General features: G+C 60.8%; 16 protein-coding genes. 7 read left to right on the top strand and 9 right to left on the bottom strand.

What is annotated here, in order from left to right; all coding sequences use genetic code 11:
- Positions 1 to 32: 32 nt before the first annotated feature.
- Positions 33 to 1,556 carry a DUF2125 domain-containing protein gene (locus AQUI_RS0106875; protein WP_027256849.1) on the bottom strand — a complete coding sequence of 508 codons (1,524 nt, stop codon included), beginning with the start codon at positions 1,554 to 1,556 and terminating at the stop codon, positions 33 to 35.
- Positions 1,557 to 1,691: 135 nt separating this feature from the next.
- Here AQUI_RS0106875 and AQUI_RS0106870 point away from each other — a divergent pair, with 135 nt between their 5' ends.
- From AQUI_RS0106870 to AQUI_RS0106860, 3 genes are read left to right on the top strand one after another with little or no spacing between them, the layout of a single operon-like run.
- On the top strand, positions 1,692 to 2,441 hold the full coding sequence (locus AQUI_RS0106870; protein WP_027256848.1) for an SDR family oxidoreductase: 750 nt from the start codon (positions 1,692 to 1,694) through the stop codon (positions 2,439 to 2,441).
- Positions 2,438 to 3,049 (top strand): enoyl-CoA hydratase/isomerase family protein, encoded by a 612-nt coding sequence (locus AQUI_RS0106865; protein WP_027256847.1) that lies wholly within the window; start codon positions 2,438 to 2,440, stop codon positions 3,047 to 3,049. The genes AQUI_RS0106870 and AQUI_RS0106865 overlap by 4 nt, the downstream gene beginning before the upstream one ends.
- Positions 3,040 to 3,732: a VOC family protein gene (locus tag AQUI_RS0106860; protein WP_027256846.1), complete on the top strand. Its 693-nt coding sequence runs from the start codon at positions 3,040 to 3,042 to the stop codon at positions 3,730 to 3,732. Before AQUI_RS0106865 ends, AQUI_RS0106860 begins: the two co-directional genes overlap by 10 nt.
- Positions 3,733 to 3,794: 62 nt before the next feature.
- Here the strand turns inward: AQUI_RS0106860 and AQUI_RS0106855 are convergent, their stop codons facing one another.
- The 3 genes from AQUI_RS0106855 to AQUI_RS0106845 form a co-directional block, all read right to left on the bottom strand.
- Entirely contained in the window at positions 3,795 to 5,345 is a 1,551-nt protein-coding gene (locus AQUI_RS0106855) for a TRAP transporter large permease (RefSeq protein WP_027256845.1), read from the bottom strand.
- Positions 5,342 to 5,839 (bottom strand): TRAP transporter small permease subunit, encoded by a 498-nt coding sequence (locus AQUI_RS0106850; protein WP_027256844.1) that lies wholly within the window; start codon positions 5,837 to 5,839, stop codon positions 5,342 to 5,344. Before AQUI_RS0106850 ends, AQUI_RS0106855 begins: the two co-directional genes overlap by 4 nt.
- 65 nt (positions 5,840 to 5,904) lie before the next feature.
- Positions 5,905 to 6,990, bottom strand: coding sequence for a TRAP transporter substrate-binding protein (locus tag AQUI_RS0106845; protein ID WP_027256843.1), 1,086 nt, complete (start codon positions 6,988 to 6,990; stop codon positions 5,905 to 5,907).
- 204 nt (positions 6,991 to 7,194) lie between these two features.
- Between AQUI_RS0106845 and AQUI_RS0106835 the strand changes: the two genes are divergently transcribed.
- Complete coding sequence (locus AQUI_RS0106835) at positions 7,195 to 7,896, top strand: GntR family transcriptional regulator (protein WP_027256841.1); 702 nt, start codon at positions 7,195 to 7,197, stop codon at positions 7,894 to 7,896.
- A gap of 138 nt (positions 7,897 to 8,034) precedes the next feature.
- On the top strand, positions 8,035 to 9,234 hold the full coding sequence (locus tag AQUI_RS0106830) for a TIGR03862 family flavoprotein (protein ID WP_027256840.1): 1,200 nt from the start codon (positions 8,035 to 8,037) through the stop codon (positions 9,232 to 9,234).
- Here AQUI_RS0106830 and AQUI_RS0106825 read toward each other — a convergent pair.
- The 5 genes from AQUI_RS0106825 to AQUI_RS0106805 all read right to left on the bottom strand — a co-directional run bounded on the left by AQUI_RS0106825 (position 9,207) and on the right by AQUI_RS0106805 (position 14,535).
- Entirely contained in the window at positions 9,207 to 9,797 is a 591-nt protein-coding gene (locus tag AQUI_RS0106825; RefSeq protein ID WP_027256839.1) for a glutathione S-transferase family protein, read from the bottom strand. The genes AQUI_RS0106830 and AQUI_RS0106825 overlap by 28 nt on opposite strands.
- A gap of 75 nt (positions 9,798 to 9,872) precedes the next feature.
- Positions 9,873 to 10,901 (bottom strand): DNA polymerase III subunit delta, encoded by a 1,029-nt coding sequence (gene holA / locus AQUI_RS0106820; RefSeq protein WP_027256838.1) that lies wholly within the window; start codon positions 10,899 to 10,901, stop codon positions 9,873 to 9,875.
- Complete coding sequence (lptE, locus tag AQUI_RS0106815) at positions 10,898 to 11,413, bottom strand: LPS assembly lipoprotein LptE (protein ID WP_027256837.1); 516 nt, start codon at positions 11,411 to 11,413, stop codon at positions 10,898 to 10,900. The genes holA and lptE overlap by 4 nt, the downstream gene beginning before the upstream one ends.
- On the bottom strand, positions 11,400 to 13,964 hold the full coding sequence (gene leuS / locus AQUI_RS0106810; protein WP_027256836.1) for a leucine--tRNA ligase: 2,565 nt from the start codon (positions 13,962 to 13,964) through the stop codon (positions 11,400 to 11,402). Before leuS ends, lptE begins: the two co-directional genes overlap by 14 nt.
- An 88-nt stretch (positions 13,965 to 14,052) precedes the next feature.
- Positions 14,053 to 14,535 (bottom strand): DUF3576 domain-containing protein, encoded by a 483-nt coding sequence (locus AQUI_RS0106805; protein ID WP_027256835.1) that lies wholly within the window; start codon positions 14,533 to 14,535, stop codon positions 14,053 to 14,055.
- Between the two features lie 310 nt (positions 14,536 to 14,845).
- Between AQUI_RS0106805 and AQUI_RS0106800 the strand changes: the two genes are divergently transcribed.
- Together AQUI_RS0106800 and AQUI_RS0106795 are read left to right on the top strand one after the other, a co-directional pair.
- Positions 14,846 to 15,856: a porin gene (locus AQUI_RS0106800; RefSeq protein ID WP_027256834.1), complete on the top strand. Its 1,011-nt coding sequence runs from the start codon at positions 14,846 to 14,848 to the stop codon at positions 15,854 to 15,856.
- Between the two features lie 123 nt (positions 15,857 to 15,979).
- The gene (locus AQUI_RS0106795) at positions 15,980 to 16,630 is read left to right on the top strand and encodes a YggS family pyridoxal phosphate-dependent enzyme (protein WP_027256833.1); all 651 of its coding nucleotides are present in this window, start codon (positions 15,980 to 15,982) and stop codon (positions 16,628 to 16,630) included.
- Positions 16,631 to 16,661: the final 31 nt, after the last annotated feature.

Below are 16,661 nucleotides of genomic sequence, written 5' to 3'. Positions count from 1 at the left end.
CCCCTTTGAAAAACCTGTCAGGGATTTGACGGTTATTTGATGCGCTGGCCATTGGCGTGGATCTGGCCGTCCTCGGAGATCGCAATTTTCGAGGTCAGGGTGTCTTCGCCCTCGCCCGGCACGGCCAGCATGCCCATCATCATCCGCGCGCCCATGGCGTCGCTGTCGGACATCAAGCCCATCCCGATCAGCTTGTCGATCAGGGTGTTGGCGCCGGTCAGTTTGAGGTCAGCCTCACCTGAGGGGGCAGGCATGCCGTCAAAGCTGACCAGGTCGTCGTTGTTGAAGGTGAAGTCGCCGGTGCCAGTCAACTCGGCGCCTGCTGCGGTGACCTGCAGCTGTTTCACGGTCAGCGCGTTCAGTTCGCCTGGTTGTTCTTGGCCGGATTCCACCGATTCCATGGCTTCCGGATCGAACAGGTCGAACAGCACCTTGCCCTTGCCGGCAAGATCCAGCACCACAGTGGCCGGATCATGCGGCAGCTGGCCGGTCGGGTCGACCATGCCCCACAGCATGTCCGGAACCGCAAAGTCGCGCAGGGTAATGCCCAGGGCAAAGTCCTGCTCTTCCTCAGATTTGGCGAGCGGCATCATCAGTTTGAAACCGGTCTCCGCCATGCTGAGCGCCAGCGGGAACGGGATCTCGGAGCCGGAGATATTCACATTGGTGCCGATTTGGGACACATCATAGGTCAGATGCTGCTTGTCCATCGCCACCGCGATCGAGCCGCCTTGGGAGTTGCTCTCCATGGCGAAGTTCTCACTGCCGTCCACACCGGATACTGCGCCGTTGCCGCCGGTAAAGGTGAAGGTGCCGTCAAAGGCAAATCCGGCCTCCAGCAGTGCAGCCATGTCGGGGCCTTCCAGACCAGCCGGAACGGTGCTGGTGCCGGTAACGTTCAGGCCCTGCAGGGCGCCTTTGAAGGAGCCTGTGCCGTTGCTTTCGGGATCGTTGAAACCCATGTCATAGCTTAGGCTGGAGGCAGTCAGCGTCTGGTCATATTTGCGCGCGCCAGCGATTTTCATATCGGTCTTGGTGGCAACGTCGTTCATGACGATCTGAACTTTCGCCACGTCCGCCGGCACGGCCTCGCCGTCTGCAGTCAGCCCGTCCAGCGTCATGGTGACCTTGGAAGAGCTGTAATCATAGCTCATGCTTTCGGCGTCGCCCGACACTTTCATCGGGGTGCCGTCATGGGCATAAATCAGTTTGCCCGCGAAGCTCTCGCCTTCGCCGGAGAATTTGAAGCCCATCGGGAATTCCGCGGGCAGCAGTACGTTGACAGTGCCATCGCCGTTTTCCACAAACTGGATCTCCGGGAAACTCACCGTGCCAGAGCCGTCCTCTTCCGGGATTGGCATGACCATCGAGACATCGGAGATGGTCAGAGTGCTGCCCGAAACGGCTTCAGTGCCGGACACAGTGTAGCCGGTGCTGGTCAGATACGCTTTCCAGTCAGCCCAGACGTCCTGGGCACTCAGATCTGCCAGGGCACCCTGAGCGGAAACAACAAAAATTACCGCTGCAACGCCACTGCGTGCAAAAATAACGGACATAAGAGAACCTTTCTCAGTGAGATAATTGAAATCATCGTCGGCCCGGCGGGCGGTGCCGTCAAGGGGGCCTTGGGCTGGACCGTTCCCCCTAACCGCTTTACCACATGGGTTAGCAGCCACTTGGAGGGACAGCCGATGGATTTCAATGGAAAAACAGTTGCAATTACAGGCGCCAGCCGCGGTATCGGCGCGGATACGGCCCGGGTTTTTGCCGCCGCCGGGGCCAATTTGGCCTTGCTGGCAAGGAGCGAGGAGGCGCTGCGGGAGCTGGCGGAGGAGATCGGCGGAAATGTGCTGACCTTTACCTGCGATGTATCAGACTACTCATCGGTGGAGCGCGCGCTGGCCAAGACGCACCAGCACTTCGGCGGCTTGGATATTCTGATTAACAACGCCGGTGTGATCGAGCCTATTGCCCGGTTGGCGGATGCCCAGCCCGGCGACTGGAGCAAGCTTATCGATATCAACCTGACTGGAGTGTTCAACGGTGTCCGCGCCGCCCTGCCGCTGATGAAGCCAGCGGGCGGCGGCACCATTATCACTGTCAGTTCGGGCGCGGCGCATCATGCACTGGAGGGTTGGAGTGCATATTGTTCATCGAAAGCGGGCGCAGCAATGCTAACCCGGGCACTGGACCTGGAAGAACGTGCCAACGGTATCCGCGCCATGGGGCTGTCGCCGGGAACAGTCGCAACCCGGATGCAGCGTGAAATCAAGACCAGCGGCATTAATCCGGTGAGCGAGCTTGATTGGGAAGATCACATCCCCGCCGAATGGCCCGCGCGGACGCTCATGTGGATGTGCACTGATGATGCGGACGATTGCATCGGCCAGGAAGTTTCGCTGCGCGAAGACAGCATCCGTCAGCGGGTTGGCCTGTTATGATTGATCTGGATATTGCGCGGACCGGTCTATGGACCCTCACTATCAATCGTCCGGACAAAGCCAATTCGCTGACCGAAGCGATGCTGACCGAGCTGGCTGAAATCGCCGAACGCGCGCAGGAGGCCCGCGGGTTGATCCTGACCGGAACCGGCAAGGTGTTCAGTGCGGGTGCTGACCTGGACGAGGCGCGGGCAGGCCTGGCGACGTCGCCGGTATGGGAGCGGTTGTCCAATGCTGTGGCTTCAATTCCCTGCCTGAAAGTGGCGGCGTTGAATGGCACCTTGGCTGGCGGTGCCAATGGCATGGTGCTGGCCTGCGACATCCGGATTGCGGTGCCTTCGGCCAAGTTTTTTTACCCGGTGATGAAGCTTGGATACTTGCCGCAGCCCTCGGACGCTGGGCGCATGGCGGCGCTGATCGGGCCTTCGCGCACCAAGATGATTCTGGCAGCCGGGCAGAAAATCACCGCGCAGGAAGCTTGCAATTATGGCCTGGTCGACCGGATCGTGGAACCAGACGCGCTGATGGATACTGCGCAGGATCTGCTGGCGCATTCACTTGAGGCCCAGTCCGAGATCGCGGCCGGGATACTGAGAATGTGCCGGTGAAACGGCTGTCGGGCCTGCGGCTGCAGGTAAAGAGTCCTGAACGTCTCGCCGGGTTCTATGCAGATGTGTTCGGTATGGACGTGCGGACCGAAGGTGAGGCCTGGCGAGCGGGTTACGTAGGACAGGATGCAGACCTGATCCTGCTGCCCGGCGGTGCCCAGGGTTCCCACACGCGGGACGAGCGGTATTGGAAGATCGGAATATGTCTGCCCGATTTGGACATCGCTTGCGAACAACTGCGTCAGAAAGGAGTTGAGGTCTCCGCCCCGCATCAGTTTCGCGACATCGGGTATATGGCGCATCTGCATGATCCCGAAGGTTTTGCGATTGAGCTGCTGCAGCATGATTTTCTTGGCAGCCGGCCTGACGGGGCAGGCGATGCTGCGCTACCGCTGGGCGGCGGGGCACATATCGGGCAGATCACCTTGCGAACCGGGGATATTGCGGCCGAGATTTCGGCGCATGCAGATATGAAGGTATTGTCGGTGCAGGATGTTACGGAATTCGGGTTCGACCTGCATTTTCTGGCCTTCACAGACGAAACACCTCCGGATCCGGATTTGCAGGCCGTGGCGAACCGCGAATGGCTGTGGCGGCGTCCATACACCACTTTGGAATTTCAGCATACCGCCGGTGCGCAGTTGCGGGAGAGTCCGGCGTTTCTGGGTTTGGAGACCTCCTAGCGGCTGCGCAGTTTTTCAGCCGCGGGAAAATTGAATGCGGCTGGCGGGGAAGGCGCCCGGCGTCAGAAAATTGCAGATGGCAGCCAGGTTGCCAGGCCGGGGATCAGCCAGACCAGCAGCACCCCAAGCGCCTGCAGGCCAATGAACGGCACGACCCCTTGGTAGATTTGACGGGTGGTGACCTCCTTTGGTGCGGCGCCGCGCAGGTAGAACAGCGAAAAGCCGAACGGCGGCGTCAGAAAGCTGGTCTGCAGGTTGATCGCGATCAGGATGCCCAGCCAGACCGGATCGTGCCCCATCAGAATCAAGGCAGGCGTCACCAGCGGCAGCACAATGACCGATATCTCGACGAAATCGAGGAAAAAGCCGAGCACGAAGATGAAAAGCATGCAGAACAGCAATGCGCCGGACGGGCCACCCGGCATGTTGCCAAGGATATGCGCCACCCGTTCCTCACCGCCCAGACCGATGAAAACCAGCGAGAACATGCCCGCAGCCAGGATAGTGGCAAAGATCATTGCGGTCATGGTTGTTGTCGACGTCACCGCTTCATGAAGAATACGTTTCTTCAAGCCGCTGCGCAGGGCGGCCAAAACGGCAATGGCTGCGACCGCGGCCAGAAGCGCATAGAACAGCCCCGCTGCGAGGTCGGCCTCGCTGAGGTCGCTGCGTTGCAGACGGACCGGATGAACCCCTGACAGAATCCCCAGCAGGATCAGCGCGGCGGCACCGGAAAGGATCAGCCGGGACGGTCCCCCTGCACGCGCTCCCGCCATCAGCAAGGCACCGATGCCGCCTACCGATGCGGCCTCGGTCGGAGTGGCGACACCGCCCAGGATGGCACCGAGCACGGCGAAAATCAGCAGGATCGGCGGCACCACAGCGCGCATGACCTGGCGTCCGCTGGGACGGGCCAGCTCCTCCGGGGCGGAGGGCATGTCCTGTGGCCGCAGCATGCCTCTAACCAGGATGTAAAGAAGATACAGCACCACCAGCACCAGTCCAGGCACCAGTGCGGCGGCAAAAAACTGGCCAACCGACAGTGCCTCGACCGAGAATTTTCCCTGCTCGTACTGGGCCTGCTGATAGGCATTCGACATCACGTCGGCGAGAATGATCAGCAGTGTCGAAGGCGGAATGATCTGCCCCAGCGTGCCCGCTGTGCAGACGATACCTGACGCTACCCGGGCATCGTACCCAGCGCGCAGCATCGCTGGCAGGGCGATCATGCCCATGGCCACGACTGTGGCGCCGACAATGCCTGTCGAGGCTGCCAGCAGCGCCCCTACCAGCACAACCGAGATGCCCAGGCCGCCCTTCAACTGGCCGAACAGCCGCCCCATGGTGTCCAGCAGTTCTTCGGCAATGCGGCTTTTCTCCAGGATCGCGCCCATCAGAACGAACAGCGGAATGGCTATCAGCACCTGGTTGCTCAGCAGGCCAAAAACCCGTTGGCCAAGCGCGCCTAGCAGCGAGATGTCCATTACCCCCAGTATCCACCCGAGGCTGGCAAAGATGATCGCAACGCCGGCAATGGAGAAAGCCACCGGAAACCCCATGAGGATCGCCGCCATCAGGGCTGCGAACATGATCAGGTCAAGGTATGCGGTCATCGGGCGTCACTTTCGGAAAACAGGCGGATCAGCAGGGCAGCAGATTGCAGCATCACCAGCACGCAGAACGCCGGGATCAATGACTTCAGCAGGAACACGGCTTCGATGCCGCCAACAGCAATCGGACCTTCGAAAATTGCCCAGGAATTTCGCACCGACGGCCAGGACCAGTACAGAAGCGCCGCCATTGATGGCAGCAGCAGGAACAAGTGGCCGAAAATATCGATGTGGCGCTGAGACCGGGGACTGAGGCCGGCATAAAACACATCAACACGCACATGCTTGTCGACAAGCAGCGTGTAGCCGGCAGCAAGCATGAACAGGGTTGCGTGCATATAGAGAACGCTTTCCTGTGCGGCGATGGAATTCACTCCGAACACATAGCGGCCGACCACGATCGCAAACTGCGTCAGCACCATGATCAGCGCCAGCCAGCGCACCACATGCGCCAGCCTCCGGTTGATACCGTCCAGCGCATCCGCAACCCGTCGCATTCTGCTCTCTCCCCATTAAAAAACCGGCGCCCGCCGTTCCGGGCGCCGGCGGCTGTCGCTGCCCGTCAGTAACCCATTACCGAGGCACGGGCGTTCATCTGGCCGTTATCGGCATAGGTCATATAGCCGCCGATGCTGTCGCGGTAGGCAAGGAAGCTTTCGGTGATGCGGCGCACCAGCTCGTCGTCGTCCTCTTGCAGGTCGGTGATCACCTCCTTGGCAGCGGCGCCCATTGCAGCGATCACATCCTCGGGGAACATTTTCACCTGCACGCCATCCTCTTCGACCATCTTCTTCAGCGCCAGGGCGTGTTTGGTGGTGTATTCCGTCCAAACCGGGTTGTAGAGGCTTTCGCAGGCCAGCGACACAACCTGCTGCAGGTCTTCCGGCAGGTTCCCGAAAGCCGCGGCATTGACGCCGCATTCCTCTGCCGAGGAAGGCTCGCCCACACCCGGCCAATAGTAGTTCTTGGCCACTTGGTAGTAGCCGAGTGCGCTGTCGGTCCAGGGTCCGATGAATTCGCCTGCATCCAGCGCCCCTGTCTGCAAGCCCTGGAACATCGCCGGGCCGCTGGTGGCCTCGGCCGCCATGCCAAGTTTCGATGCCATTTCCGAGGCCAGCCCGGTGGTGCGGAACTTGAGGCCTTTCAGGTCCTCGGCAGAGTTGATCTCGGTTTTGAACCAGCCGCCCCATTGCGGGCCGGAATTGCCGCACAAGAACGGTTTGATGCCGAAGCGGCCGTACATCTCGTCATAAAGGGCCTGACCGCCGCCGTGGTACATCCAGCCGAACTGCTCATCTGCGCGCAGACCGAAAGGCTGCGAGCCGAACAGCAGGATACCTTTCGATTTCGATCCCCAATAGGCCGGCACGGCGTGATACAGCTCGGCGGTGCCTTCAGAAACCGCGTCAAACACACCGCGGCCCGGAACCAGTTCACCCGCGGCGAACAGCTTCACCTCGATCCGGCCGCCAGAAAGCGTGGTGATCCGGTCCGCCAGCATTTGTGCCGCCACACCGGGTCCAGGCAGGTTCTTCGGCCAGGCGGTTACCATCTTCCATTGCATTTTGCCCTGGGCAATGGCGGGGCTGGCGAGCGCCGTTGCCGCTGCGCCCAGTGCGCCGGTTTTCAAAAACGCGCGTCTTTCCATGTCTCCATTCCTCCGTCTGTCGGTGCATCTGCGATGGGCGGATGCCGGCAGCGCAGACTTTGTTATGTTTTGTAGGCGCTTTACATTAATATGTAGCTACATATTAATGTCAATCACAGTTGCGCGGTTCAAATTCGCCTTTCTGCGCAGAATGCAATATGGAGCGGCGGCAAACATTTTCCCGTTTGACCTGGGGGATGAACATTGACGGACAAACCACGGCATTCCTGGGTAACCATCCGGGACAGCATCCGGGAGATGATCCTGAACTCCACCTACGGGCCGGGAGACAAACTGCCGCGGGACGAGGAGTTTGCCGCCCGGTTTGGCTGCGCCCGCTCCACCGTTCACCGGGCCATGCGGGATCTGGCTCAAAGCGGGCTGGTGGAGCGGCGGCGCAAGGGCGGCACTATGGTACAGCGCGATCCTGTGACCCGGGCAACCCTGAACATCCCGATCACAAGGCTTGAGGTTGAGCAGAAAGGCTGCGTGTACCGCTACCAACTGATCCGGCAGTCGGTACAGCGATCCAGCCCGGCCATAATGGCAAATTTCGGCCTGCACGAAGCCCGGCCGATGCTGCGGGTCGAAGCTTTGCATCTTGCTGACAGCCGCCCCTATATCTTCGAGGACCGCTGGATCTGCCTGGAGACTGTGCCGGAAATAAATACGGTGGACCTGACGCGCGAAAGCGCAAACGAATGGCTTGTCCGCAACCGCCCCTACAGCAGGTGCGATTTGCGCCTTTTTGCCCGCCCCGGAACCAAGAACGACAGTGAAATTCTCCAGAGTGAGATCGGGGACGCGCTGTTTGTCATGGAACGCACAACCTGGATCGGGGACGCCCCGATCACCAGCCTGCGCGCCGTTGCCCACCCGGGTTATCAGCTGTTCACTCAGGGATGATGGAGTATGTAACGCTCGAAAATGGCCGACCGCTGAGCGGGCAGATTGGATCGGACGTGCACGAGCCTCTGGGGCTCGGTGCCGTGAATTGAGACGCTGGCGCCGGGCGCTGAAAACAGGCACTGGCAAGGGGATGGCATGATGGAATCTTGGGATGCAGTGGTGATCGGCGCCGGGCCTGCAGGGCTGATGGCCGCCGAGGCGCTGGGCCGCGCCGGGTATCGCGTGCTGGTGGCAGAGGCCAAGCCATCAGTGGCGCGCAAGTTCTTGATGGCGGGCAAGTCCGGATTGAATCTGACCAAGGACGAACCGTTTGACCAGTTGATCACCCGCTATGGAGAGGCCGCAGACTGGCTGGCGCCAATGATCCGCGTCTTTGATGCAGAGGCGGTTCAGAATTGGGCGCGGGGACTGGGGAGCGAGCTGTTCACCGGCTCGACAGGCCGGGTGTTTCCGACGGTCATGAAAGCCTCACCGCTGCTGCGCGCTTGGCTGACACGCCTTGATGGTTTCGGAGCACAGGTCCGTACGCGATGGCGCTGGGCTGGCTGGGAGGGCACAGTGCTTGCTTTTGAAACGCCGGATGGGCCCAAGCAGATAAACGCCCGGGCTGTGGTTTTGGCACTGGGCGGCGCCAGCTGGGCGCGGCTTGGGTCGGACGGGGGCTGGGCCGCTCTGCTGGGCGAAAGAGCTGTGGAGATTGCACCGTTCAAACCTGCTAATGCAGGGCTTCTAGTGGATTGGTCCGATCACATGTCACCGCAATTCGGACAACCGCTAAAGGGCATCGCGTTGCATGCCGGCCCTTTGTCTTCACGCGGGGAAGCCGTGATATCGGAGCGCGGGCTGGAAGGGGGCGGCATCTACTCCGTCTGCGCCGCAGTGCGGGACGGAGAGACGCTGCGGATGGATCTGCTTCCGGATCTGGAACTAGCAGAAATTGCCCGCCGCCTGTCCCGCCATCGTGGCAAAGCAAGCATTTCAAATCATCTGCGAAAGGTGCTGAAGCTGGGAGCTGCACGGGCAACAGTATTGCAGGAATTCGGGCGGCCTTTGCCACAGGATACCAAAGCCCTGGCCAGGTTGATAAAGACGCTGCCAGTCAAACATGCAGGCCTGCGGCCAATGGACGAGGCGATCTCCACGGCAGGCGGTGTGCGGCGGGATGCGCTGGATGGAAATCTGATGCTGAAACAACTCCCCGGCACTTTCTGCGCCGGGGAAATGCTGGATTGGGAGGCACCGACGGGCGGCTATCTGCTGACCGCCTGCCTGGCTACAGGGCGTTTGGCTGGCCGGGCAGCAGCAGGCTACTTGGCGAGTGCGGCAACCCGCTGATAGGCGTCGCGTTTCCGCATCCGTTTTCCATAGTCCAGCAGCTTTTCGCCTTCGATCGGGAATTTGGCGCTATGGGCCCAATTCAGGCAATGGGTACAGATGATGTCGGCGATTGTGAATTCCTTACCCATCAGGAATTCCGCGCCCATCTTACCTTCAAGCCGCGCCAGATTATGGGAGAATTCCCACTTCAGGCTGCCTTTCACTTCCGGCACCCGCTGCTCTTCCGGCAAGATGAAGCTGTGGCGGGCCGCTGCCCACAGCACAGCATCCACTTCGTCCAGCAGGAGGTGCGTCATCGCATCCTGCTTGGCACGGGCTATCGTGCCAGCGGGTGCAGTCAAGGAGCTGTGCTTGTCGGCGAGATATGTGAGAATGGCAGTTGAATCGCTGATGGCCTCGCCTTCGGCCTGCAGTACTGGCACCTTGCCCGAGACATTCAGCGCCTGAACTTCGGGGCTGCGAGGGCCGTGCTGCTTCAATTCGTAAGGCTGCCCAAGTTCTTCAAGCGCCCAAAGCACCCGAAACGTGCGGGTGAGCGGAATGCCGGTGACGGTGTACATCGTCTCTCTCCTGTTATGTGTCCCTAAGATGGGCGGCGCAGCAGGGGGGATCAAGCCGGGGGAGACATTACCGGATCAGCGGGCGCGGCCCAGCATGGCCAGCCGGATCAGGGCGCGCTCCATCAGCGCCAGCGCCGGCGCGGTCTGGCCGGCGGAACGCAGCGCCAGGTCAGTATCGGTAATGATCATCAGCGCGGTCTCCAGCCGGTTTGCGCCCCAGTTCTGCGCCTGGCGCAGCATCCGGTCGCGGCGTTTGCCGTATAGCGGCGGGCGCAGCTGGCCGATGCCCTGGGCAGGGCCGCCGGGTGCAGCGGCAATGGTGTAGAGCGTGCGGAAATGCCGGGTTGCTCCGATGCAGAGCGTCACAGCGTTGGTGCCTTGCGCCTGCAGGCGGCGGATCAGCGGGCCGATTTCGGAACTGCGGGCTTCGGCCACCACATTCAGAACATCGTCCAGCGCGGCCTCGATCGATTGCGGGGCAACGGCGCCGATATCCTCCAGCGAAAGCGGGCTGATGTCGCCGTGTTTATAAAGCGCTAGCTTTTCGATCATGCGGGAGAAGTCGCCGGGGCCGATGTCATTGGCGATATCCGTCAGCGCTGACATGCTGTCGCCGGGAACGTCCCGGATACTTGCCTCCCCCAGAATCCGCTCGATCTCAGCGCGCGAAGGCGGGTCGTCGTAGATGCCTACGGCATAGGCGTTGCTGTGGCCTTCAAACGCCTTCCGCAGTTTCGAGGTGGCCTTGAGCTGCCCTGCTGTGACCACAATCTGCGCATCCCCCGGCTGCCAGTCTTCCAGCGCTGTCGCAATGGCAGGGGTGGCGGTGTCATTGGCGCCTTCGGCAAAAACCGCCCGGACACCGGGAAAGAACCCCACCGCCTTCACGGCATCCAGCAGTTGTGCTGGGTCCTTGCGCAGGTCGCTGCCGGGCAGGCGGGTCAGGCGCATTTCCTCTTCGGCACCGGGGCCAAGCAGGGCTGCCAGCACCTGCTGCCGTTTCAGCGACACGCGCATTGCGTCGGCGCCATAGATCAGGATGCCGGTCTTGCCCGGATCAGGCTTGGCGAAATAGCCGTCAGCTTCACGCGGAGAGAGCTTCATTCCGCCTGAGCGGAGAGATCCGCGGTCGCCAGAATCTGCGCAGTGATCTGATCGGCCAGGATCACCATCAGCCGTTCATGGGCATCACGCTCACCCGCCAGCGTCTCCACGGTGGAGCCAGTTGCGGAGTAGCCGGTGAAATTCTGCACTGTGCCGCTGGAAGTTACCTTGCCATCCGACAAGCGGGTCAGTGAAAATCCAGTACTGCCGATCACCGAATAGCGGGTGATCTCATTGCCCGCAGTGATTGCCTGGCCTTCTTCCTGGGTGCTGAGTGTCAGATCCAGCTTGTAAGCAGCACTGGCACCGCGGCCCAGGTGCTGCTCCAGATTCTGCACCAGGAAGTAGGCGTCGGTGCCGGTGGCGCCCTTGATCTCCTCCGGCGCCTGAACCTCGATTTGCCCATGCAGAGCGGAGCCGGTGCCGCCAGGGGCGTACACCGGGGTAAAGCCGCAGGCCGCTGCCACCAAGGGCAGTGCCATCAGCAGGGTTCTGCGGTTAAGCAACGACATTAACAATCCGGCCCGGCACCACGATCACCTTTTTCGGGGTGGCGCCGTTCAGCGCCTTTTGCACAGCTTCGTGTGCCAGGGCGCGTTTTTCAACCTCTGCCTTGTCCAGATCCTTGGCGACTTCGATTTCACCGCGGCGCTTGCCGTTGATTTGGATCGGCAGGGTGACGGTGTCCTCAACGAGCATGGCATCGTCTGCAACCGGCCAGGGCGCAGTGGCGCACAAGCCTTCGCCGCCCTGGTGGTTCCAGATGTCTTCGGCCAGGTGCGGGGTCATCGGCGCCATCAGCTGCGCCAGGGTCATGATCGCCTGTTTCTGCACCTTGGCACCTGCCTTGGATTTGGCGAGGGTGTTGGTGAAGGCGTAAAGCTTGGCAATCGCGGCATTGAAGCCAAAGGAATCGACGCCCAGGGTCACGTCGCGGATGCATTTATGTGTCTCGCGCAGCAACGCCTCGTCGCCTTCACCCGCCGCATCCGGGTCCATTTCGCCGATCCGGTCGCACAGGTTCCAGACCCGGTTCAGGTGTTTATAGGAAGCCTCGGCCCCGGCGGCGGTCCATTCCACATCGCGCTCGGGCGGCGAATCGGACAGCACAAACCAGCGCGCGGTGTCGGCGCCGAAGGATGAGATGATGTGCAGCGGGTCCACCACGTTGTTCTTGGACTTCGACATCTTGGCGGAGGGGATGATCTCCACCTCGGTGCCGTCCTTCAAGAAACCCTTGCCGTCGCGCAGCTCCACTTCCTCCGGGTAGTGGTAGACCGGGCGGTGATTGCCGCCGGTGGTCTTGTAGATCGCGTGGGTCACCATGCCCTGGGTGAACAGTGCATCAAACGGCTCCGCTGATTTCTCGGGCAGATGGCCGCAAATCTGCATCGCGCGGGCAAAAAAGCGCGAGTAAAGCAGGTGCAGAATCGCGTGCTCGATGCCGCCGATGTACTGGTCGACGTTCATCCAGTATTCGGCCTCGGCCATATCGGTCGGCGTTTCTGCGCGCGGGGCGGTGAAACGGGCGAAATACCAGGACGAATCGACAAAGGTGTCCATGGTGTCGGTTTCGCGCAAAGCAGGCTTGCCGCAGGAGGGGCAGGCGCAATCGCGCCAGGTCGGATGGCGGTCCAGCGGGTTGCCCGGAACCGAGAAGTCGATGGCCTTGCCGTCTTCGTCATAGGGCAGGGCGATCGGCAGGTTCTCTTTCTTTTCCGGCACCACGCCGCAGTCTTCGCAATGGACCACAGGGATAGGGCAACCCCAGTAGCGCTGGCGGGAGAGGCCCCAATCGCGGAGGCGGTATTTGGTGACGCCCTTTCCCCAGCCGGCTTTCTCGGCAAAGTCCACTGTGGCGTTGATGGCTTCTTCACCGCTGGCCTCGGTCAGCCCAGCGAAATGATCGACCCAGCGGACCTTCTCAGACTTGGCCGGCACGAACGCCTCGTTGGCAACCGGAGAATCATTGTCCAGCGCAAAGAAGGTATCGGTGACCGGCAGATCATACTTGCGGCAGAAATCCAGGTCGCGCTGGTCATGCGCCGGGCAGGCAAAGATCGCGCCGGTGCCGTAGTCCATCAGGATGAAGTTGGCGATCCAGACCGGCAGCACCCAGTCCGGGTTCAGCGGGTGTTTGACGCGGATGCCGGTGTCATAGCCCAGCTTCTCGGCGGTTTCGATGGCTTCCTCGGTGGTGCCGCCCTTGCGGCACTCGGCGACAAAGGCTGCGACCTCTTCCGATTCGGCTTCCAGCGCCTTGGCAATCGGGTGGTCGGGCGAAATGCCGACAAAAGATGCGCCCATCAGGGTGTCGGGGCGGGTGGTGTAAACCTCAATGGGCTCTGCGCCATCTGTGCGCTCAAACGAGAACTGCAGGCCGCGAGACTTGCCGATCCAGTTTTCCTGCATCAGGCGCACCTTGGCGGGCCAGTTTTCGAGAGCATCCAGCGCCGACAGCAGTTCTTCGGACATATCCGAGATCTTGAAGAACCATTGCGTCAGCTCGCGCCGCTCCACCAGCGCGCCCGAGCGCCAGCCGCGGCCGTTCTCGACCTGCTCGTTTGCCAGAACGGTCATGTCGATGGGGTCCCAGTTCACCACCGCGTTTTTGCGGTAGACCAGACCCTTTTCCAGGAAATCCAGGAACAGCGCCTGCTGCTGTCCGTAATATTCCGGGTCGCAAGTGGCAAACATGCGTGTCCAATCCAGCGACAGGCCCAGCGGTTTCATCTGCTCAACCATCGTATCGATATTGGCGTAGGTCCAATCCTTGGGGTGCCCGCCCGAGGCCATCGCAGCATTTTCGGCCGGCATGCCAAAAGCGTCAAACCCCATTGGGTGCAATACGTTATGGCCGGTAGACAGCTTGTAGCGCGCGATTACGTCGCCCATCGTGTAGTTGCGGACATGCCCCATGTGCAGTTTGCCCGATGGATAGGGGAACATCTCCAGCACATAGTACTTCGGCTTGCCGCCGGTGCGCTTGGCCTGAAAGATCCCGGCCTTGTCCCAGGCTTCCTGCCATTTTGCTTCGATTTCTGTGGCGGAGTAACGCGACATCAGAGCGGTCCTTTGCATGAAAACGCCGGGCAAGTGGCCCGGCGCTTCTGATAATGGGGTTTGGCTGGTGTTTCCAGAGCGCAGAGGGTCAGAGTTTTTTGTCTGCGATCCGCAGCTGCCGCGCGCGGGAAAGAATCGCGTCCTCAACCGCGCGGGACGTGCTGGCGCTGACCGGGCCGCCCTTGGATTGCAGCGCAACGTTCAGAGAGCGCGCGTCCAGGGCCGGGTCTTTGATGTGAACGGTGGCACGGTAAGTGCGGCCGCCGCCCGGCGGGGTGCCATAGCCGGTGGTGATCACGCCGGTAAAAGGATCAACCGATTGCACCGGCAAAAAGCTCAGCACATCCAGGCTCGCGGTCCACAGGTAGCGGTTCACCTGAACGGTCTGGTCCGGCTTGGCGTTCAGAAAGTCAAAGACGGAGGACTTAGTCGCTTCGCCCTGGATCTCTTCTTTGTGACTGATTGTGCGTGCAGTGCTCGAAGGGGCTTTGCCGCCCCGGCCGCCGCAGGCCGCAAGGCTAAGACAGATTGCGCTGATTACTGTAACCCGCAGGGTCTTTCCGTATTTCATAACCGCTCCCGGAGCCAATTTCTGCGCGAACACCTAACGCAAGCCGTGTTGGCGGAGCAAGGGCTTTGGCCTCCATGGCCCTGCACCTGTTCGTCATTTTCAGGGAAAACTGCCGGTAAGAGTGGCCAACGGTGCGGTTCTTGCCGCCGGGACAGTGCGGACTGTGGCAAAGCTGCACCATCCGGGCTTGCATCGTTTCCTGAGACTTTCCCAAGCCTTGCCAAAACGGGGGTGAAAGAGCGAAACCCCTTGGCATACCCACGCCGGATTCCCCGGTTTGGGCATAGGATTAGAAAACCGAGGGAAAAACATGAAAAAGGTTCTCTTCGCGACTACCGCGCTGATCGCCACCGCAGGCATGGCCGCGGCAGAAGTCAAAATCTCCGGCTACGGCCGTTTTGGTCTGGACTACAACGAAGCCAACAAAAACGTTGCTGGCCGTTCCGACACCAACATCACCAGCCGTTTCCGTCTGACCTTTGACGTGTCGACCGAAACCGACAGTGGTGTGACCGTTGGTGGTCGTGTCCGTGCTCAGTCCCGTAGCCGTGATGGTGTAGCAGGCACTGTTGGCTGGTCTGCACCGCAGTTCCACGTTGCATACGGTGGTCTGCGCGTGAATGTCGGCAACATTTGGGGTGCAATCGACTCCGCTCCCGGCCTGTATCTGAACACCACCTCGGTCGATACCGGTATTGACGGCATGGGCTTCCACAGCCTGGCCATCGGCAATGCCTTCAACTGGGATACCTTCACCTCCGCAGGCGCTGGCCGCAACGGTGTTGAAGCTCTGTACTCGGCAGGCGGCTTCAGCGGTCACATCTCCTACTCGCAGTCGAATGGCGGCACCACTCTGGGTTCCGCAGACGGCCTGCAGCGCACTGCAGTCATGCTGAGCTACTCCTTCGGTGACTACTTCGTGACCGGCGCATACCAGTCCGAAGACAACGGCACTGTCGTAGCCAAGACCGACGGTAGCACCGAGAGCTCTGGCGACGGCATGGGCTTCTTCGCAATCGGCGGCGACTTCGGTCAGTTCGGTGCAACCCTGTCCTACGGCACCACCGAAGAAGCCGACGCTGTGACTCTGGCAGGCGACGTTGAAATCGGTGCAGCCTCGACCCTCGTTGCATGGGTGAACTCCACCGACATCGAGACCGACGTGACCGCGGCAACCCAGACTCGCACCGACGGTACCTCCTTCGGCATCAACTACGAGTATGACCTGGGCGGCGGTGTGACCTTCGTTGCTGGCTATGTGAACAACGCAGCGGACGACGACGATCAGCAAGTTCAGGCAGGTCTGCACTTCAGCTTCTAAGCTGAAGCACGCCTAGCGTGAATTTAGGGCGGGTTCCTTCGGGAGCCTGCCCTTTTCTTTTGCCCCTTAACATTTGCAGGCAAACAGTGTTTTTTGCGGCCAAACAGCTATGAGGCCATATCCATGCCGCTTGAAGATATCAGTTCCCGAATCGCCAAAGCTGAACAGCAGGCCGGCCGTTTGCCGGGCAGTGTGCAGCTGATTGCGGTATCCAAGGTGCAGCCGGACGAGCGGGTCGAGGCGGTGCTGCAGGAAGGCCATCGCTGTTTCGGTGAAAACAAGGTGCAAGAGGCTGCTGGAAAGTGGCCGGGATTCGCGGAACAGTTTGACGGCATCTATTTGCATTTGATCGGCCCGTTGCAGACCAACAAAACCCGCCAGGCGATGGAGCTGTTTGACAGCATTCACTCAGTCGACCGGCCCAAGCTGGCCAATACGCTGGCCCGGCTGGCGCAGGAGCTAGGTAAGTGCCCGGAATTGTTCATTCAAGTGAATACTGGCGAGGAGGAGCAAAAGGCAGGCGTCATGCCGTCCGATGCAGATGCTTTCATCGCAGACTGCCGCCAGCTCGATCTGCCTCTCATGGGGTTGATGTGTATCCCGCCTGCGGAAGAAGAGGCCAGCCTGCATTTCGCGCTGCTGGCAAAGATTGCTGAGCGCAACGGGTTGAAGGGCCTGTCGATGGGAATGAGCGGCGATTTCGAGAAAGCCATTGCACTTGGTGCCACCCATGTTCGCGTCGGCTCTGCCATTTTCGGCGCTCGCACCTATTGAGGCCCAAAAGTTTTGGGCAAAACTATTGCCA

The sequence above is a fragment of the Leisingera aquimarina DSM 24565 genome (assembly GCF_000473165.1).
Lineage (GTDB): Bacteria > Pseudomonadota > Alphaproteobacteria > Rhodobacterales > Rhodobacteraceae > Leisingera > Leisingera aquimarina.
This window is presented reverse-complemented; position numbering and strand designations above follow the sequence as displayed.